This window comes from Tenacibaculum amylolyticum, assembly GCF_964511145.1.
Classification (GTDB): domain Bacteria; phylum Bacteroidota; class Bacteroidia; order Flavobacteriales; family Flavobacteriaceae; genus Polaribacter; species Polaribacter amylolyticum.
In genome coordinates this window covers 42,198-63,119 of record NZ_CAZEFZ010000064.1, presented here as the reverse complement: position 1 = coordinate 63,119, position 20,922 = coordinate 42,198, and the positions used below count along the sequence as shown (strand labels likewise).

General features: G+C 31.0%; 14 protein-coding genes (1 of these 14 cut by a window edge). 9 read left to right on the top strand and 5 right to left on the bottom strand.

Annotated elements, in window-relative coordinates; all coding sequences use genetic code 11:
- Positions 1 to 12: 12 nt before the first annotated feature.
- Positions 13 to 1,698, bottom strand: a complete 1,686-nt coding sequence (locus tag ACKTTC_RS14935) for a T9SS type A sorting domain-containing protein (protein WP_408040648.1) — start codon at positions 1,696 to 1,698, stop codon at positions 13 to 15.
- A 313-nt stretch (positions 1,699 to 2,011) separates the two neighbouring features.
- Here ACKTTC_RS14935 and ACKTTC_RS14930 point away from each other — a divergent pair, with 313 nt between their 5' ends.
- The 5 genes from ACKTTC_RS14930 to ACKTTC_RS14910 all read left to right on the top strand — a co-directional run bounded on the left by ACKTTC_RS14930 (position 2,012) and on the right by ACKTTC_RS14910 (position 9,203).
- Positions 2,012 to 2,974 (top strand): MAC/perforin domain-containing protein, encoded by a 963-nt coding sequence (locus tag ACKTTC_RS14930; protein ID WP_408040647.1) that lies wholly within the window; start codon positions 2,012 to 2,014, stop codon positions 2,972 to 2,974.
- A gap of 171 nt (positions 2,975 to 3,145) precedes the next feature.
- Positions 3,146 to 4,093, top strand: a complete 948-nt coding sequence (locus ACKTTC_RS14925) for a hypothetical protein (protein WP_408040646.1) — start codon at positions 3,146 to 3,148, stop codon at positions 4,091 to 4,093.
- A gap of 124 nt (positions 4,094 to 4,217) precedes the next feature.
- The gene (locus tag ACKTTC_RS14920; RefSeq protein ID WP_408040645.1) at positions 4,218 to 5,918 is read left to right on the top strand and encodes an MAC/perforin domain-containing protein; all 1,701 of its coding nucleotides are present in this window, start codon (positions 4,218 to 4,220) and stop codon (positions 5,916 to 5,918) included.
- Between the two features lie 8 nt (positions 5,919 to 5,926).
- A complete protein-coding gene (locus tag ACKTTC_RS14915) occupies positions 5,927 to 7,633 on the top strand; it encodes an MAC/perforin domain-containing protein (RefSeq protein ID WP_408040644.1) in 1,707 nt (568 codons plus the stop codon).
- Between the two features lie 49 nt (positions 7,634 to 7,682).
- The gene (locus ACKTTC_RS14910; protein WP_408040667.1) at positions 7,683 to 9,203 is read left to right on the top strand and encodes an MAC/perforin domain-containing protein; all 1,521 of its coding nucleotides are present in this window, start codon (positions 7,683 to 7,685) and stop codon (positions 9,201 to 9,203) included.
- 68 nt (positions 9,204 to 9,271) lie between these two features.
- Here the strand turns inward: ACKTTC_RS14910 and ACKTTC_RS14905 are convergent, their stop codons facing one another.
- Entirely contained in the window at positions 9,272 to 9,796 is a 525-nt protein-coding gene (locus ACKTTC_RS14905) for an RNA polymerase sigma factor (RefSeq protein ID WP_408040643.1), read from the bottom strand.
- 302 nt (positions 9,797 to 10,098) lie between these two features.
- Here ACKTTC_RS14905 and ACKTTC_RS14900 point away from each other — a divergent pair, with 302 nt between their 5' ends.
- The gene (locus ACKTTC_RS14900) at positions 10,099 to 11,730 is read left to right on the top strand and encodes a tetratricopeptide repeat protein (protein ID WP_408040642.1); all 1,632 of its coding nucleotides are present in this window, start codon (positions 10,099 to 10,101) and stop codon (positions 11,728 to 11,730) included.
- Between the two features lie 267 nt (positions 11,731 to 11,997).
- Positions 11,998 to 13,878, top strand: a complete 1,881-nt coding sequence (locus tag ACKTTC_RS14895) for a tetratricopeptide repeat protein (RefSeq protein WP_408040641.1) — start codon at positions 11,998 to 12,000, stop codon at positions 13,876 to 13,878.
- A gap of 50 nt (positions 13,879 to 13,928) precedes the next feature.
- Here the strand turns inward: ACKTTC_RS14895 and ACKTTC_RS14890 are convergent, their stop codons facing one another.
- The 3 genes from ACKTTC_RS14890 to ACKTTC_RS14880 form a co-directional block, all read right to left on the bottom strand.
- Entirely contained in the window at positions 13,929 to 16,604 is a 2,676-nt protein-coding gene (locus tag ACKTTC_RS14890) for a TonB-dependent receptor (RefSeq protein ID WP_408040640.1), read from the bottom strand.
- Between the two features lie 22 nt (positions 16,605 to 16,626).
- On the bottom strand, positions 16,627 to 17,547 hold the full coding sequence (locus ACKTTC_RS14885; RefSeq protein WP_408040639.1) for a FecR family protein: 921 nt from the start codon (positions 17,545 to 17,547) through the stop codon (positions 16,627 to 16,629).
- An 84-nt stretch (positions 17,548 to 17,631) separates the two neighbouring features.
- Positions 17,632 to 18,156: an RNA polymerase sigma factor gene (locus tag ACKTTC_RS14880; protein ID WP_408040638.1), complete on the bottom strand. Its 525-nt coding sequence runs from the start codon at positions 18,154 to 18,156 to the stop codon at positions 17,632 to 17,634.
- 538 nt (positions 18,157 to 18,694) lie between these two features.
- Between ACKTTC_RS14880 and ACKTTC_RS14875 the strand changes: the two genes are divergently transcribed.
- Together ACKTTC_RS14875 and ACKTTC_RS14870 are read left to right on the top strand one after the other, a co-directional pair.
- On the top strand, positions 18,695 to 18,868 hold the full coding sequence (locus ACKTTC_RS14875) for a hypothetical protein (protein WP_408040637.1): 174 nt from the start codon (positions 18,695 to 18,697) through the stop codon (positions 18,866 to 18,868).
- A 1,962-nt stretch (positions 18,869 to 20,830) separates the two neighbouring features.
- On the top strand, positions 20,831 to 20,922 hold the start of the coding sequence (locus ACKTTC_RS14870) for an MBG domain-containing protein (RefSeq protein ID WP_456243513.1). 7,093 nt of this gene lie beyond the right edge of the window; only the first 92 of its 7,185 coding nucleotides appear in the window; the start codon lies at positions 20,831 to 20,833; the stop codon falls past the right edge of the window.

Here is a 20,922-nt window from a genome sequence, read left to right as displayed (position 1 = left end):
GATATTTTAGTTTCAGCGTTTTAAAAAAGTAATTGAATGTTCATTGTTTAACAATAGTATGTATAAACCACTAGTCAAATCTGCAACAGGAATTGCATTGGTGTATTCAGAATTCTCATATACTTTTTGTCCTGTCTGATTAAAAATAGCAATTTGTTGTATCACTTCTGAAGGATTACGTAAACCACCTATAGAAATTTCCTGTTGTGCAGGATTAGGGTATGCAAAAACACCGTCTGTTATATTTTTAAAAGCAGTAATGTCTTCATTATAAACACCTGAAACTTCATAATATCCAACTGAGTTATAATCAGAATAACCGTCTTGCAAGTTTCCTTCTCCGGCTCCTTGAACCGATAAGTAATATATTCCAGGAGTTACATCAGCTTCTAATGCAGCATACATATCTAAATTAGGGTTATTTGAAAGAAGCTCCTCTCCATTTACATCTAATAACTTAGCTTCTATGTTTAAATTGGTATAAAAACTAGAAGTAAAATTAAAACGAACTTGCCCACCAGTGGTAGCAAATTTAAAAACATCTACATCAGATGTAGTTTCAATAATTCCTGTATTATGCTGAGGAAATACCGCCATGTTTTGTAATGTATTTAATAAAGTAGCATGAGAAGTAGTAGTATTGGAGTGGTCATCAGGACGAAATCCAAAACCATTTTGAGAAGCCATAATAGCAATATCATCTTCCTTATTATTGGCATCTTCATATTCTCCTTTACTCCATTGCGTTACCAACCCTAAATAACTGACTCCCATAATAGGAGCCCAATCGCCATGTCCTAGATAATATTCAGACGTCAATGTTCCATCATGACTTAATCCTAAAGTATGTCCAATTTCATGAGAACCAGATTCTCCTGCACTCACATGATTAGGATGGAAAACCCAACAAGGTTCTTCTTTAACTCCATTTTTAGGCCATGTAAAAGAGTTTACGTAAGCAATACCGCCGCCGCCTGGGTTAGCGTCATCTGTTGGAGTAAAAATACACATCATACGCTGATTAGGAGGAGTGTTATTATAAACAGTTCTATTGGTAGTAATATTAAGATCAAATGGTCGGAAATCTTCAGAAATGATATTCCAGATTTCAGTAATTTCAAAAGCATCAAAACGAGAAGCTGCGGCATCTATAAAACCATCTTCAGTATCCCATGAAGTATCGGTAACTTGTTCGCCATCAAAATCCAAATACACGACAAAATTAGAACTGGGATAACTCTGTAAATCAGGGATAACAATATTTTTTTTTCTTGGAGCTGTATTAGAATATTTAGAGTTTGGATATCCTATGCAAACGATATCATCTATAGGTTGTTCTGTAATAATAATTTGATGATTAGTGTTCTCTGAAAAAACATAGGCTTTGTTAGTATTGTACATAAGTATTTTTCCATGTATAGTAGTATTATTCTTATATAATTGAAAAGAGCTGTGAGGCTCTTCAGTAATAGTTCCTAATAAACTCAAATTATTTTGTGTAGTTATGCGATGTTGTATTGCAATTGAAATGGCTTTACCATCAGGTAATGTTATGGTAGAAGAATTAGAAGTATTTTCTATAAATAACGAATTGATTTGCTTTTTAGAAACAATACTACTTTTTGTTTGTTTTTGAGCGTATAAAGGAGCTTTTAAAATAGTAAAAAAGCAACAAATAGAGAGAATATAGTAATACATACAAGGTTTTTTATAGGGAGAAATTGGCATGTATGTAAGTATTTTAAGGATTAAATTGTGCATGCAACAATATAAAAAATATTGATTTAAAAACATAAAATTATGAAATCTTAAAAAAATAAAAACTATTTAATGTTAGGTGTTTTTTTTGTTAAAAAAATATGAACGAACACGATTTAGTAATTTTTTATTGAATTATTCTTGTTTTTTCATATATTTGATCGACTATTTATCAAAAGCTCATGAGCGCAAAATAATATGGCGTCTGATAAAAGAGTCAACAATAAAAAATTAACCACCCAAAACTAAATTTATGACAACCCCCCGAATTTTAGTTGCCAGTCTGGCGGCTATTGTCCTTATGACCTCATGTCAAGACGAAGCTATCGAAAACAACGTATCAAGTACTACAGATTTAACACCACAAGGAACTATTATAGTAGATGGTGAACCTATGTATGCTGGATATGGATACGATCCTGTTAGAGACCGAGCTTTCAGGAATGCGATAGATCCGTGGAGTACTTTTGAAAGTACTGATATTAGAGAAGCACTTGCTGTAGAAGTAACTACCATAGAAACAAAAGAAGAAATAGAAAAATTTGTTGGTAGAAACTTCTCACTAGATGTAAATATTGGTATAGACATATTTCAAATAGGTCTCGAAATTTCTAATGACATTGAGAAGAAAACAACTATAGATGCAAATCATGTTACCGTAATTGCTAGAATAAAATCAAGAACAGGTAAATATCTATGCGATGCTTATCCTTTCTTAACTACAAGAGCAGAACAAACAATTAATAGAGGAAGTGCCAAACGTTTTATTGGTAACTACGGATTATTGTATGTTGATACTCGTATTGTAGGAGGTGAAGTGTACTATGTATATACGTACGATTACAGAAGAATTAGCCAATGGAATAAATCTGAATTTAAAGCAAAAGTAACTGCTCAAATAACAGAAAGATTTGGCTTAACAGCTGGCGGAGGTGTAACAAGTACCGATAGCCAATTAATTAGCAACGCGCAAAAAACAGCTAGTATTACATCTACAATTCCAGGATTCTCTCCTAGAATTATTACTGATTTAGAGCAAGTAAATGAAGAAATTGCTGGAATTCAAAACTACTTGAATAGCAATCCGCAAAAAGCTACTACTATAGAAATGGTATTAACTCCTTTCCATAATTTTATAAAAGAAGATTATCCATCTTTTGGTAGCGACTTGGAGAACGAATACACTAAGTATTTAAGTAATTTACAAGGAAACTAATAGCATAAAAATTTAAGAGACTGTCTAATATAAGTATCATTTTGAAAAAAATGACAAGGATTGATATGTCTAGAAATATGGAGAATTTCAAATAATAAATAAGCAAGACAATAGGTTCTTACATACTTTTTAGACAGCTCTTTTAAAATAGATATAAAACTTTTTACTAGTATGAGTTATAAACACATAATATTAGTTATAGTAACAAGTACGTTGTTATTTAGTTGCCAAGAAAACGAAAATATAACGCAATCAGATACTACATTTAATAGCGAACACACGATTATTGTAGATGGAAACCCAATGTATTCAGGATATGGATACGATCCAGCTAGAGATCGCGCTTATAGAAATGCAATAGATCCTTGGAGTACCTTTGAAAGTACTGATGTTGGAGAAGCTTTAACAGTAGAGGTAAAAGCTATAGAAACCAGAGAAGAATTAGAACGCTTTGTACAAAGTAGTTATTCGGTTTCTTCAAGTTTTAATCTAGGAATTTTTTCTCTAGGAGTTTCTGTAGCAGAAGATATAGAAGAAAAGATTACGGTAGATGCTAACCATGTAACTGTAATTGCAAGGATAAAATCTCGCAGTCATAAATATATTTGCGATCGCTATCCTTTTCTTACTTCTAGAGCAGAACAATTAGCAGAAAGAAAAGATACACGCCGTTTTGTAGGAAATTACGGATTAATGTATGTAGATACTCGTGTTGTAGGTGGAGAAGTATATTACATCTATAACTACGATTACAGAGTAGTATCGCAATGGAATAAATCTGTTTTTAGATCGAAAGTAACTGCCAATATAGGTTCATTATTTGGATTAAACTTAGGAAGTGGCGTAACCACGCAAGACAAACAGTTAATCAGTTCAGCTGAAAAAAGTACTAGCATCACTTCTAGTGTACCAGGATATGCACCAAGAATCATTACAGGATTAGATCAAATAAATAGAGAAATTGCTGCATTGCAAACCTATTTAAATAGAAATCCAGAAAAAGCAACTACTATAGAAATGAATGTAAGACCATTCCATAGCTTTCTACACTATGACTATCCTGAATTTGCTACTAGAATGGAAGTAGCTTATAATCAATATATAACTAATCATAACTAAATGTATGTTCACATATTTTTATTCCTTGTTTAGAAATGGAATATTGATTTGACATGCATAATTTTAAAGAGAAGAGTACCTAAAAGTATCTTTTAGGTAACTCATTCTTTCGCAAAACAAATTCATGAAATTACTACTAAAATATATATGTATTGGAGGGTTATTGTGTACCCTTTCTTGTGATAAAGAAATAGAAAATATTAATGAAAATTCGGAAAATACACTGCAAGATAATCAGAAAACTATCATAGTAAATGGGCAAGCTATTTATGCAGGCTATGGGTACGATCCTATAGAAGACAGAGCATATAGAAGTGCAGTTCTTTCAAATGAAATTTACGAAAGCACAAATATTAAACCAGCATTAAGTGTGGAAGTAAAGCGAATTCATAATCTTAAAAATTTAGAAGACTATGCTAAGAATACATACTCCATTACTTCTAAAAAAAGTGGAGGTTTCTTAGGTCTTGTTAAAAAAACACACACAACAATTCGTGAAATTGAATCAAGAATTAAAGTAAATCAAGAGCAAATATCTTTTATAGCCAGAATAAAAGTAAAACATCAGCGTTTTTTGGTGAATGAAGAAGCTGCATTAATTCCACCAGCAAAACGACTTTTAGAAACGAGAAAATACGATCGTTTTTTAGATAATTACGGTCTATTATACGTGAGTGATCGTACAACAGGAGGAGAAGTACAATTTATTTATACCTATAATTATTGCAATATTGATCGTTGGAGTAGAGATGTTTTTATCAAAAAAGCGGAATCGAACATTTTAGGGATCTTTAAGAAAAAGGGAAGTACTACAGTAACAAATGAAGAGAAACAATATTTAGAACAACGACAGGAACAAGTAAATATCATTTCGAATATTCCAGGATATGCTCCACAAATTATTAAAAGTGTATCAGATACAAATAGAGAGATTAGTCGTATACAAAACTATTTAAGAAGTAATCCGCATAAGGCAACTACTATAGATATGAAACTAAAGCCGTACAGCGATTTATTTGAGAGTAATACATTGTTGCAACGTTATCAAGCAAAGAAAACATGTTTACAGGCGGCTCAAGAACTAAATAGATACTACGACAAAGTAAATTTTGTTTATAATAATGCAAGAAATCATAGTGATATCGTAAAAGCAAGAGAAGAATTAAATATAATTCGTAACCAAATTAATAACGGTCAATGTCTTGCTGTACAAAATGCAGATCAAAAATTCAATAGTAAATTTGCAAATACAGCAATTGCTACACCATGTGATAACTATGTAAATACAATAGGAATTGGTTTACAGTTAGGTGATAGAGGAAAATGCAATAATCCTGGTGGACGTTATAATACTTCGATAACTAATCGTTGGACTTCTTGGGCAGGAGATGGTAATTTCTATGACCCAGATTGGATACGAATTTGGATTAATAAACGATCTGGATTAAACTATAAATTGGTTGACTTAGATTTTAGAATTGCAATTCAGTTAGCAGATGATCGTGCAACTGGAGGATGGGGACATGTACGTTATACGCCTTGGGCAAGTCAAGGTGGTGGTTGGTCTTCTTGGGCAACAGATTCTAATGCATATGATTTTGATGCAGTACGAATGCGTATAGAAACACGCTATAAACCGAATTTTTTCATTAAAGATTTTCGTTTAGGAATACAATTAACAGATCATGGTACTCATAGTGGGCATAGAGGGAGTGTAAAATTTACTTCGTGGTTTAGCCAAGGAGGAGGTCAGAGCGATTGTGCTGGTGATAGTAATTATTACGATCCAGATGCAGTTAAAATTAAATTAGAAGTAAGAAGATAATGAAGATTATGAATACTAAAAATTATTATAGGCTTCTCGTTGTATTACTCATAATAGCTGTTGCTTGTAATCATAATGATACTATAGAAGAAATTCAAGAAACATCTACTGAGACACCAGAAACTAGCGAAACAATTATTGTAAATGGAATACCAATGTATGCAGGATATGGTTACGATCCTATTGAAGACCGCGCTTATAGAAATGCAATATTTCCTGAAGAAGTTTATAAAAGTACAGATATTCAACCTGCATTGAGTGTAGAGGTAAAACGAATTCATAATCTTAAAAATTTAGAAGATTATGCTAAGAATACATATTCTATTACTTCTAAAAGCAGTGGAGGTTTTTTAGGGTTAGTTAAGAAAACACATACAACAATACGTGAAGTTGAATCTAAAATTAAAGTAAACCAAGAACAGGTTTCTTTTATAGCAAGAATTAAGGTAAGACATCAACGTTTTCTTGTTAACAATGATGCTGCATTAGTTCCACCAGCAAGAAGATTGTTAGAAGAAAAGAAATACGATCGTTTTCTAGATAATTATGGTCTTTTATATGTAAGCGATCGTACTATAGGAGGAGAAATACAACTTATTTATACATTCAACTATTGTAGTATAGATCGTTGGAGTAGAGACGTGTTTATAAAAAAAGCAGAATCAAGCATTCTTGGAATTTTTAATAAAAATAGTAGTACAACAGTAACTGATGAAGAAAAACAGTACTTAGAACAACGACAAGAGCAAGTAAATATAATTTCTAACATTCCGGGATATGCTCCTCAAGTTATTCGAAGTGTATCAGATATGAATAGAGAAATTAGTCGCGTTCAAAATTACTTAAGAAGCAATCCGCAAAAAGCAGCTACTATAGATATGAAGTTAAAACCTTATGGTGATTTGTTTACAGATGTTGAGTTAGAAAATCGTTATCGATCTAAGAAAAACTGTTTGAAAGCTGCGCAAGAGTTGAATAAGTATTACGATAAGGTCAACTTTATTTATTACAATGCATTAAGTAATAATGATAAAGTAAAAGCAAGAGAAGAGTTAAGTTTAATTCAAAATCAAATTAATAATGGACAATGTATAGCAGTAGCAGATGCGGAACAAAGATTCAATAGCAAATTTGCTAATACAACCATTGCTACACCATGCGATAATTATGTAAATGATATTGGTATTGGACTTCAAATGGGAGATCATGGTAAATGTAACGAACCAGGTAATCGTTTTAATGCTAGTATAACAAATCGTTGGACTGCTTGGGCTGGTGATCGAGATTACTATGATCCAGATTGGATTCGTATTTGGATTAACAAAAAAGGAGGAATAAACTATAAAATAATCGATTATGATTTTCGAGTTGCCATACAACTTGCAGATGCACATGGAACAAGAGATTTTGGCCCTGTACGCTATACACCTTGGGCAAGTCAAGGAGGAGGTTGGTCCGCTTGGGCAGCAGACACAGATTGGTACGATTATGATGTAGTACGCTTAAAAATAGAAACGCGCCCAATGCAAAATCTTTTGATAAAAGATTTTCGTTTAGCAGTACAGTTAACAGACCACGGAACAAACCCTAGGCATACTGGAGCTGCAAAATATACTTCTTGGTTTAGTCAAGGAGGTCACCAAAGCGATTGCGCTGGTGATAGCGATTATTACGATGCAGATGCTATTAGAATTCGATTAGAAGTAAGAAAATAACAATACGATGAATAGTAAAAACTATTATATATTTTTTCTGTTGTTTTTGATGATAGCTTGCTCTCAGAATGAAAATATAGAAGAAATACAAGAAGACGAATTAGTAGAATTACCAGAAAGCAGTGAGACAATTATTGTAAATGGTACTCCTATGTATGCTGGTTATGGATACGATCCTGCTGAAGATCGTGCTTATAGAAACGCTATTTATCCTGAAGCTGTTTATGAAAGTACAGATATTCAACCTGCATTAAGTGTGGAAGTAATAACCATTGATGAACAACAAAACTTAGAAACATTCAATACTTTTTATAAAGTAACAACAAAAACAAAAAAGCGATTTTTTGGATTGTTTAAAAAAAGCGTTACTACTTCAGAACAATTAGAAACTCGTACAAAAGTGCATAATACACGTATTGGTATAATTGTTAAAATAACGACAAAAACACAACGATTTTTAACAGATGCTTCGGCAACATTAATACCACCAGCGAAACGATTATTAGAAAGAAAACAATACGATCGATTTTTAGATAATTATGGTCCGTATTATATAGCAGATCGTACGGTAGGAGGAGAGTTGTATTACAGTTATGTATATGAATATTGTGGCATTAGTAATTGGAGTAAATATGAGTTTAAACAGAAAGCAAAAAGTAGCATTCTAAAACTTTTTAAAAAGCAAACTACTGTAAACGTTAGTACACAAGATCAGCAACTTTTAAATCAATCCTTGCAAGCTACATCAATACTGTCTAACGTGCCAGGTTTTGCACCAAGAATTATTCGTTCTATAAACGATGCAACGAACGAAATTAGTAGCATTCAAAATTATTTGCAAGCACATCCAGAAAAAGCAACTACAATAGCTGTTGAATTAAAACCATATGAAACACTTTTAGATGATGTTACATTAGAAAATATTTCAAATCAAAAACAAATTTGTTTAGAGTATTTACACGGTTGGAATTTACTGCATCAGAAAATTTATCATATTTACACAACTACGAAAAACAATTCAGTAAAACAGGAAGCTGGCGCTGCATTACAAATAATAAACAATGAAATAAGGAAAGCCACCTCGTGTGAAAATCCAACAAAACCAAACGAACAGAGATATCAATCTTTGTTAAGAGAAGTAAAGAAAGATCAGTTTTTAAAACCAGTGTATAGATATTATAATCGAGGTAATGGAGATCATTTCTATACTACAAGTTACAATGAATTAGGAGGAGGACGTAGTGGATATGTTCTTGAAGGCATTCAGTGTAAAGTATATGAAACTAAAATAGCAGGTACATTGCCCGTATATAGATATTATAATCGAAATAATGGCGATCATTTTTATACTACAAATTACAATGAATTAGGCGGTGGTAGAAATGGATATGTATTAGAAAGAATTTTAGGGTATGTGTATCCAAACTATGACTGCGACCGTATTCCTTTATATAGGTATTATAATAGCCGTAATGGTGACCATTTTTATACTACAAATTATCATGAGTTAGGAGGAGGGAGAAGTGGATATATATATGAAGGGATTTTAGGTTATGTAGCGCCAAAATAGAAGGGAATTACAATAAAAATACGCTGTAGTATTGAACTAAATAATACTACAGTGTATTTGAATATTACTTAAAACTTTAAATGCTCACCTAAAGTACTTCTTAAATTAACAAAAGCACTGCTCATTCTACGTTCTACGCTTTTTACAGAAATACCAATAATTTCAGCAATTTCTTTATAACTCTTTTTGTCTATTCTGCTTAATAAAAATACTTCACGTTCTTTCTCAGACAAACTCGAAATAGCATTTTCAAACTTTTTTCTAAAATCTTCTAACTCAAACAGAAATTCTGGGCTCTCGTTATCTTTATAATTCACTGTAGTTGTAGATCTGTATTTTAAAACTACTTTTTGATGATCAAATGCATTACGAAGCGCATTGTTACAAATGGTAAAAAGATAAGGTCTTGCTTTTTCAAAGTGTAAAGTATCGCGTCGTTCCCATATTTTTACAAAAGAATCTTGAACAATATCTTCAGCTTGTTCTATATTACCACATTTATAATAAATATAATTTCTAGCAGCTTCATAATAAGTATTAAACAAAGTATAGAAGTTGTGTTCGTAACCAAGGGATTTTTCAAGTCGTAACATCTGAGGGTTGTTTTAACAAGAATCTAGCAAGTAAAAAGTGGAACCAATTTAAAGACAATACACACAATTAATAAAAATGGAACCGAAGAATACCAACTAAAACTTGACAACAAAATTATAGAATTATAAGGCTCAAAATGAAGGAGTATAGATGAGTTGTTTTTTTAATGTGTTTAAAATGAGTTGTTTGTGTGTTTTTTGTATAAGTGTTTGTATAGAATTTTTCGAAAAAAAATAAAAGAAGCTATACATTAAAAAAGTAATTTTGTTGTAATCCTATTATTGTGAAAATTCTTTTTCAAATGAATGTAAGAATCTATCTATACTACATTGCGCTATTTTCTATCACTGTAAGTTTTGGTCAAACAAAAGTGAAAGATTCTATTCAATTTCGTTTAGAACAAGAGGTTGTAAAAGCAACATCAGACTCAACGAAAGTAAATGCATATTTAGCATTAGGAGACTATTTTTTAACGCGTAGTTTTGCTGAAGCAGAAGATGTTTATAAACAAGCAAAGCGACATTTAGAAAAATCATCTACAATCTTACCAAAGCAAAAAGCCAATATGTACGGCCAATTAGGAGTTATTTATAAGCGAAAAGGATTGTATCCTAAAGCAATGGAATATTACTTAAAGTCTAAAGTACTTTTTGAAAATTTAAAAGACTCATCTAATATTGCAAATTTAGACCATAATATAGCCATGATTTATCGCAGTCAAGGAGAAGATCGAAGAGCTATAAAAGTGTTTAAAAATGTAGCTGCCATAAAACATAAAATTGGAGATAAAAAAGGAGAAGGAATTGCATATAATATGATGGGAGTTTCTTTTAGGAAACTGAAACAACTAGACTCCGCTTTGGTGTATTATAAAAAGGCAGAAAAACTCTTCTTTGAAGCCAATGCATTAGATCAAATTCCAAGTGTAAATTCAAATCTAGCAACATTATACTATTACCAAAAAGAGTATAAAAAATCAATAGGACTCCATAAATTAAACATAGCATATAAAAAGAAAGAAAATAAATTAGGTTCACTTAACAGGAGTCATTATAATATATCAAAAAACTATAGTTTATTAAAAGATTATAAAAAAGGACTAAAGCATATAGACACCGCCATAACATTAGCTCGTTCTTTAGGATTAAAAGCTGATCTTTCTAAAGCATATCTAAGAAGAAGTTGGATTTTAGGAAAAATGGGAGATTATAAAAATGCATTTAAGTATCATAGATTGCATAAAAAGATTTCAGATTCATTATACAATAAAACTAACGTAAAGAAGCTGCAAGAGTTAGAGTTAACGTATAAGTTTAATAAACAGAAATTAGCAGATAGTCTTAATTATATAGCAGAGAAGAAAGAATTAGAATTGGTAAAAGCAAAAGAACAAATGCAAAAGCAATTGTATTTCGTTTTGTTTATAGTGGCAGTTTTGTTGGGAATTTTAGTGAATATTTTACTAAGAAAATATTACCAAAAACAACGAGAAGCAATAACTGCTGATTTTGAGAAAAAAGAAGCAGAGCTTAAATCATTGGCCAATCAATTAGTACAAAAAATAGAAAAGCAAGAAAAGTTATTAAAGAAAAAGAAGCAAGAAAAAGAAGAAAATACCAGAACGAAAAAATTGCATGTAACCGTATCAGAAAAAATCTTAACAAAAGACGATTGGTATAATTTTAGACAGAAGTTTAATCAAGTATATCCGTTATTCTTTAAGAAAATTAAAGAAAAGGGAATTAAGCTTACAAACTCAGAAGAACGCTTAGTATCTTTAGAAAAAATAGGATTAGATAACAATCAAATAGCAAAAGTTTTAGGCATTTCTACAGATAGTGTTTTTGTAAATCGTTATAGATTACGAAAAAAAATAAATGCACCTAAAGAAATAAGTATTGTTCAATTTTTAGAAACAATAGATAGTAAGTAGCACTACAAAATAAGAGTTGTTTTTATTCCTTCTTTATTTCAAGATTAAGCAGAAATATCAAGCAGATATAATTTCCCGTATGAAGCGTAAAAAAGTATTTTTGTGTCATAACTTATTGTAATTCTTTTTGTTTACTTCTTTTTTGTATAGTATTTTGTATAGAAAATTTAAAGGTGTTTAAAAGTGGCTTTTTTGTTTAAACAGTTAATTTTGTTTAAAGCTAGTCTTAGAGAAGCTGCTAGCTTATATGTCTTCAAACCTCTTATAATGTTTAAAAAAAACTTTTTTCTGTGGTGTGTATTGCTATGTATCTATACAAATTATGGTTACGTTAATGCACAATTAAGTAAAATAGATTCACTACAAACTGTATTAAATAGTACAACAAATAAAGAAGAACGTTTTAACATATTAAATGAGCTTACCAAAGCAATGATTCGTCAAAATCATAAAAATTTAATTCCTAGCTTAAAAAATTATATAACGTTAGCTAAAGAATTAGAAGAGTACGATAAAATGGCTTCCAAATCCCGTTTTTTAATTCAGCAGCAATTAATGAAAGGTGAGAACAAAAAAGGGTTACAATTATGCGATTCCATGCTTTCTTATCAATCTAAATTTAAAGAGTTAAAATCGAAGGCACATATTATATTAAAAAGAGGTGCAATTTATTTTACAGAGCTATCTTACGAAAAAGCAATAGAAGATTATCAACTAGCTGCCGATTTATTTTTACAAAGCAAAGACTCCATTTTTGCAGCAGATGCTCATTTTTTTAGCGGAACGGCATATTCTAATTTAGGAGATTTTGTAAAAGCGATTAAAGAATATGAAATAGCCATTGAATTATATGAAAAATTGAAAGATTATAGCTATATGTTTAAGACAATAAAAGATTTAGATATTATTTATAGAAGAAATGGTCTTAGAGATTTAGCAAATGAAAAACTACCAGCATTAATAGCAAAGAGTAAAAAATATAAAGCATTAGATGTATTGTCTTTATTTTATTTGTCTTACTCAGAGGAGTCTATAAAAGACAATCAGCTAGGGTTGGCAACGCAATACTTAGATTCTGCTAAAAAATATGCCCCGTATATTAAAGATATTATATTAAAACAATTAAACGAGTTTCAAGTAAACTCACTAGCATTACGATTAAGCTTAAAAAAGAATGATATGTTAGCTGCGGATAGTTTATATCTGGAAAAATTGAAAATAGAAGAAGATTTAAAGCAAAAAAAGATAACGAATAGTTTACTGAGAGATAAGGTAGACTATTTAATGAAAAAAAATAGGCTTCCTGAAGCATTAACAGTGATTTTGGAATATGAATCTTATACTAAAAATAGCACGGGAAAAAATAATGACTTGCTAGAAAGTGAAAAACTTTTAGCTACTATTTATGAAAAATTAGGACAATATAAAAAAGCAGCAGTACACAGTCGTAAGTATGTGAAGTTAAAAGATTCTATACATAAATCATCCTTAACAAACGCATTGGCTTTTCATCAAACAAAATTCGAAACAGCTCAGAAAGAAAAGGAAATATTAAAACAAGAAAATATAATTCAACAATTAGAAGCTGCACAAGAAATAGCAAAAAGTAAGAGAAATACAATAGTAGCGCTATCATTTTCAATACTATTAATTGTTTTAGGCCTTTGGAGAAATGAGCAGCAGAAAAAGAAAAAATTGCAAGAAAAGTTAGTGAAAAATAAAGAAGAACTTACAAGTTTTACCAACGAGTTACTACAAAAAAGTAAAGAACAAGAAGTCTTAAAAGCTCAATTAGAAAGTTTAAAAGGTGCTGTAACAGAAAAGGAAGCAGTTAATACAGTTCAAGATTTAATAACAGCAAAAATTCTAACAAAAAGAGACTGGTATATATTCAAAGAAAAGTTTACGAATGTATACCCAAATTTTTTAAAAAACATTAAAGAAAAAGGATATAACTTAACCAAAGCTGAAGAACGATTAGTGGCATTAGAAAAATTAGGTTTAGATAATACAGAAATAGCAAACATGTTAGGAGTTTCTGTAGAAAGTGTATTTACAAATAGGTATAGACTTCGTAGAAAAATAAATGTACCTAAGAAAATAAGCCTTATTCAGTTTTTAGAAGATACAGAAAAATTAACAGCTTAGCTATAGTATCAAATAGTTTATTTACGTAGTTCATTATAAAGAAGTACCTTCTAAAAGGTAACCCTAAACACTGCATTAGGGGTAATACCTAAAGAAAATCGTTGAATTACTTGCTCTAAAATAACTTCAAGTTCTTCTGGTGTAGCACCTGAAGTTCCTGGTATTGCAATACCACCATCATCTAAAGGTTTACGTTCTGCTTTATAAATTAAATTCAAAGGCTTTACGCGGTTGTATAAGTTCAATACAGAAACACCAAACTGTGCATTTAATTTTTTCTTTCCGATGTTGATGTTGAAATCATGTAGTACCGAAGCATCTAATCTGTGAAAATCTGGTAAACGAGCACTGTTTACAGCTCCAAAATTAACAACACCAGCATTTTCGCCATCAGCATCTATTTGAATATTATAACTATTTACAGGCGTAATAGGACTACCAGTTCTATATTGCCAACCTAAAGAGAATTGCCAATTGTTTAATTGTAAAGTATTAGAAATTCTAAACTGATGTGTAATATCATTATTTCCAGGGAATTTTTCAGTAGTATTTTTTAGATTTGGAAACTGAAAAGTAATGTCATTATAAGTATATCCAGCCCAGATTTTATAGTTGTTGTATTTATATTTTAATAACACATCAATTCCTTTAATAGCACTGCTTCCTACTTCTAAATTTTCTAAAGGATTGCTAAAACCACTTGTAAAAGTTGTTAAACCATCTAATGTTTTAAAATAGGCATCTATATCAATATTTAAATTTTTGTAATGATATAATAAACCTCCAGAGATTTGATTACTACTTAGCAAAGGAAATTGTTGGTTATCAGATAAACGCCATAAGTTATTTTCTAAACGCAATTCAGTATGATTAAATTCTACTAACTGAGAAATTGGTTGGTTTCGTCTTTCTATCGCAGTCTTTATACGGAAACGATTCCCTAAAGGATGTTCAAAGTTAATTCTAGGTTCTACTAAAAAATCATTTAAAGAACCATAATGTACCAAACGGACTCCTGCATTTATATATCCTTTATTTTTAAAGTAGTAAGTATATTCACTAAAAAAAGCATTCTTTAAATTGCTGACATCTTGTCCAGAAGATTCAAATTCAGCATCTATAGGATTTTCTTTACTAATTACAACTTTTAAATCGGTATTTGATAATTGATAACCAAAGGTAATTTTTTGATTTTCTTTAATTTGTGTAGTAGAGCTAATATTTACACCTACATCGCTAATCACATTGTCTCTAATGTTAATTTCCGCTAGATCTAACATACTATCACCTGTTTCATCTTTAAATTCATCATTTTGATAAAAAGAAGTGTACTCAGAAAAATAAGCGGTTATTTGTTCTTGTTGTTTGTCGCTACTAATATGCTTCCACTTAAGACTAGCTCCTTTATTTTGTGTAATTAAAGAATCTATTAGTACTTCTTCAGTACCACCATTAAAATTAAAATCTAAACGATTTCTAGTATACAAACCACTAATAGCAATACTATTCTTCTCGTTAGGTTTTATAATGACTTTAGCATTAAAATCGGTAAAAGAAAAATCATTGGTACTATTTTCTTGATTAAAGTCATCATCGGTTTCTAATAGTAAAACATTTCCATTAACATCTCTAGCAACACCAAAATTGGTGAAGATTTTGTCCGCATAACTATCGTAAGTAGGAGTTTTTAAAATATCGTTGTACGATCTTCTAGCAAATCCATAAACAGCTACTTTTTCAGAAATAGGTGCTTTTACATATGCATTTGCAGACAAACCGTCAATTTCAAATCCACCTTCTGTTTTCTCAGGAATAAGATCACCACTAGAAATATCTATAATACCAGAAATACGATCACCATAACTAGCGCTGGTTCCAGATCTAAAAACAGTAGCTTCTTGTGTTGCAAATGGATTGAACAAAGAGAACATGCCATACAAATAACCTGTATTATAAAGTTTTATATCATCGTATAAAATGAGATTTTGATCTGGTGATCCTCCACGAATTTGAATACCAGTAGCAGATTCATCTAAAGTAGAAATTCCAGGAATTAACTGAATACTCTGAGAAATATCTGGACTTACCAAACCGGGTAAAATACCCAAACGCTGCGTATCTACAGAAATAGAGCCGTCTCTATTTCTGTCAATTCCAGAAGTAATATAACCAGAAACAACCACTTCACTTAGTTGATCTAATTCAGATACTAAGGCAATAACAGCACATTTTTCTTGAGAATTTACAGGGATTTCTAGTTTTTTATATCCTAAAATAGAAAGCTGTAATGTGGCTTTAGAACGAGTAAAAGGTAACTTAGGAAACTCAAAAAAACCGTTATCATTTGTAGTTGTGTATGTATTCTGATCTAAGAGTACATCTACATATGGAATAGGTTCTTTAGTAACAGCATCTACCACGTAACCACAAATTGTAACTTCTTTGGTAATAATAACTTGTTTGGGAGATACTTGTTCAAAACGTAAACTAGTCTGTTGTTCTAGTTTTGTAAAAAGTAAATGAATACGAATGCTTTTTTCAGTTATCGTAACGTTCTTGTTAAGAACAATTTCTTGTGCATACGAAAATAAAATACCAGTTTTGGTTTCTATATCTTTTAAAGCTGTAGTTAAAGGTGTTTTATTATATGAAACAGAAACTGTTTCCTGTGCATACGAAAATAACGTAGTACAGAAAAGTAACAGAGATAATAAGCGTACTTGCATCCTAAAATATAAACTAATGTTTTTAAGGTAAATAAACAGTCTTTTGATCTTCCGATAGTCTGTAAGAAATACCCATTGGAGTTAATGTTGTTTTTAAGGCAACGTCTAAGTTGTTATGAATGAAACTTCCAGAAAATAAACGATTTAAATCTGTATTTTGAGATTCAAATTGCACGTTATATTGAATGCTTAATTCATCTAAAACGGTACCTAATGGTTGCTCTTTAAAAATACTTATTTTTTGAATCCAATGCGGAATATTTTGAGTAGATTTTTCTTCAGTTATAGTCGTGTTGTTAACAATCGAAATACGGTCATTTTTATATAATGTTTTAGATACTTCTGTGTCTTTTTGATCAAAGCGAACAGCACCTTCAAAACAATTCAAATCAAAACTATTTTTACGAGCTTTTACATTGAATTTTGTTCCTAATACAGATACTGTACCATAAGAAGTAGCTACACTAAAAGTTTCACCTTTTTCAACTTCAAAATATGCTTCACCTTTTAATTGCAGTGTTCTATTATTTGTCCAGAAAAAACGTTTATGAGTCAATTCAGAACCTGCATTTAATTGCACTTTAGAACCATCAGGTAGGTTAATTGCTAGAAGATTAGCACCTTTTGGAGTTGTGTAATTTACAGTGCTAGTTAAAAATCTAAAAAGACCAAACAAAATAACTACAGAGGCAGCTGCAGCATACCAATACGGTTTTATAGAAATTACTTTCTTTTTCCCGTTAATTTTTTCTTTTACTTTATCTAAAGCTTTTGCTTTATCAACAGGCGGAGCCGTAAATTGTTGGGCAATGGTATCTATCAACTGAAATTCTTTATAAGCAGCTGTTTTTTTGAACTCTATAAGTTCTTCTTCAGTCAGCTTATTTTCAGCCCAACGAGCTAAAAAAGAAGGATCAGATTCATATATGTTTTTCTTACTCATTTTTTTTATCTAAATAATGATAGAAAACCTAACAATAAATAGGTCTCTTTATTATTGTACAGTTGAATTGCAAATTACCCTAGTTTAAAATTTTAAATGTGTTCCTAAAGCAGTTCGTAAATTAATAAAAGCATTACTCATTCTGCGCTCTACAGCTTTTACAGAGATATTGGTTATCTCAGCAATTTCCTTATAACTTTTTTTATCAATTCTGCTTAATAGAAATACCTCACGTTCTTTATCGGATAAATTTGCAATAGCATTTTCTAACTTTTTTCTAAAATCTTCCACTTCTAATATAAAATCAGGACTTTCATCGTCTCTATCTTCTTTAATTAAAGTAGCTTCGTGTTTTAAAACCACCTTTTGATGATCAAACTCATTACGAAGCGCATTGTTACAAATAGTAAATAAAAAGGAACGGGCTGTTTTTAGAATAATATCGGCACATCGTTTCCACATTTTAACAAAGGAATCTTGAACAATGTCTTCTGCCTGTTGCAAACTCCCACACCTATAGTATATGTAATTCCTAGCCGTTTCATAATGGGCATTAAACAAAGCGTCGAAATTACGCTCTTCGCAAAGAGAATCTTTTTGTTTAGGCATTCATTAGAGAATTATACAATGCAATAATAAAAAATAAAGATGAAAGAGTATCTAAATGAAAGAGATAATCAAAATGGGATTCATCTGTGCATTTAGAAATTTAAACAACCCTAAATTGTCAGTTCGAATACTTTTTGTGATGATTGAGCTTAGTAGAAATACAATTTTTCTTCATTTCATTCCAAACAAATATTCGAATTGATAGGGTTCTGTATCCAACGCTGTTGGCAAGGTTTCGGGATTAGTTCTTTTGTTCCCAATGTTGTTGAGAAGGTTTCGGGATTTGTTTTTTTGTTCCCAACGCTGTTGGCAAGGTTTCGGGATTTGTTTTTTTATTCCCAACATTATTAAGAGGCGTTCGTGGATTATTCTTTTGTATCCAGCGTTAGAAGTAGCCTCCTTTTAGTGTTAATATACTTTTTCCTATATCATAATTTACCTTCTGAGAAAACAACCTTTTTATAAAAAAAAACTAGGGTAATATAAAGTTTAGCTGTACAAGAATTAGAACAAATAAATATTTAAACAAACTACAACTATGTTCATTTTTCAAAGTAAAGCAAGAAAAAAGTTTAGAGTAAGAGAATCAATTGAAAAGTTTTTATTCCTACCTATTGTTTATAGGGGAAGACTACATTGGTTATCACAAGTAAAGTTAGAAAGAGCTTTTAACGGATATAAAATGATCATTATTAATATTCAAAAAGCTTAAAAAGAATTTTTTCAAAAAAAAATAGGGTAGGCAAATGTTTACCTGTACATACTATATAACCCAATTTTAAACTATTTAACAAAATCCCACATATGAGAAAAATTACTTTTATTTATGTAGTACTCTTGTATTTGTTTAATACACAAGTATTCTCACAAACTTTTACTGAGGTTGAGAACAATAATTCTGTCAGCAATACACTGATAAGTTCTCAAAGCCGTATTTATTCATCTGCTAATTATCAGGGAACGGTAACAAGTTCTGATTCTGATTTTTGGATTATTTCAAGAAAAGCAAATCAAGTTTCAGATATTACACTTTACTTTGATAGACTTTGGGTAAATAGTAATCCTGATTTTGACTTTCGAGTTTGGGAATATCGAGGAGGTAATTGGGGAGTGACTCCGGTAAATATAGGAACCCTTAGAACGTTAATGCAAACATCAGGGATTTATAATTATAGCCTACGTCTACCATATAGTAGTAATGTGAGTAACGGAAATAGTAATAATTATTATGCTATTGAAATAATTACGGGAGCGGCAAGTATTAATTATAACTTTAATATTGGAGCTAGCTCAGTAAACTCTTTTTATTATTGTTATGAGCTTAATTCTGTAGCCCCAACGGCTATACAAGTAAATGATACAGACGTAGCATTAAATAATTTAGGTGTAAACGGTATTGATGATATGTACTATATCGTAAAGTTTTCTGCTACAAATTCATTTACTGATTTTACAGATGCTTATATCCAAAATCAAGCATTACCAGCTGTTGCTGCAAGTAATTCTTATAGTGGTTCGGGTGAACATATTGTGTATGTAGGAACTGACAATGGAGCGGTACAATCTGCTTTAACAATGACTAATTTACAACGTAATACTACCTATTATTATAAAGTATATACTTATAGTGATTGTCAAGGATACATTAATTATAATAACTCAATTGCACCTGTTTCAATAACTACTTGTCCAGGAACAGCTCCAGGAGTTGGTTCTGTAAATTCAGTAACTGCAACGTCACCAACTACTGCAACAATTAATACTTTAGGAAGACCTGTGGGAGCAGATACTTCAATGGGGTATTTAGTAAAGTTTAGCGATACTAATAGTTTTACAGCTCCAGTAAGTGGAACAACAATACCAACAGCTTCTTTAGATTATTTTGGCAAAACAGGAGAACAAGTTGTGTATACAGGAGCTGTTGGAAGCGGTGCAGGAACTACAGATGATATCAATCAAGTAATTACTGGATTACAAATAAATAAAGAGTATTATATTAAAGTATATACATACGATTTATGTGGAGGGAAATATAACTTTGAAACTACAGGTTCTTCTGTAGTTACAACTAATTATGTGTGCGAAGCACCATCTGTGGTAACAAACGTAATGGCAAGTGCCACAGGAACAACTACAATGGATGTAGCATCTTTTACAGCTCCTTCAATTGTTAATGGAAGCTTGAGTTATATTATAAAAGTTAGTGATATAAATTCATTTACGGCACCAAGTTCAGTACCAACTTCTCCTAGCACAGTATATAATTCAGCTACAGGTGGAGAACAAGTTATGTACGTTGGTAATTCGGTAACTCCGAATTTAAACATTACTGGTTTGACAGAAAATGGAACGTATTATGTAAAGATATATACTTATAATACTTGTGCAGGAGGAGATTATTTTGAAACAGCAGGAAGTACACCAATAACTGTTGCAATGTGTGGTACTCCAACAGGAAATGCTGAGTTAGCTTCCTTTAGAGAAGATTTGAACTGGGAGAATAGAGTATCTCCTATTATTTCAAATGTTCCAGCAGGAGCAGAAGGGCAAGTAGTAAAGATTAATATTGAAAACTCATTTAATGATATAACAGGAGTACAAAGTTCATTACCAACAGCAAATACAACGTATTCAGGTTCTGGTGATCAGGTAATTTTAGCAGGAGCTTTTCCAAATGGTCAAGCTTTTACGGGACATAATTTATTACCAAATACAGAGTATTTTTTTAGAATATACTCATATAGAGAATGTAATGGTCAATTTTAT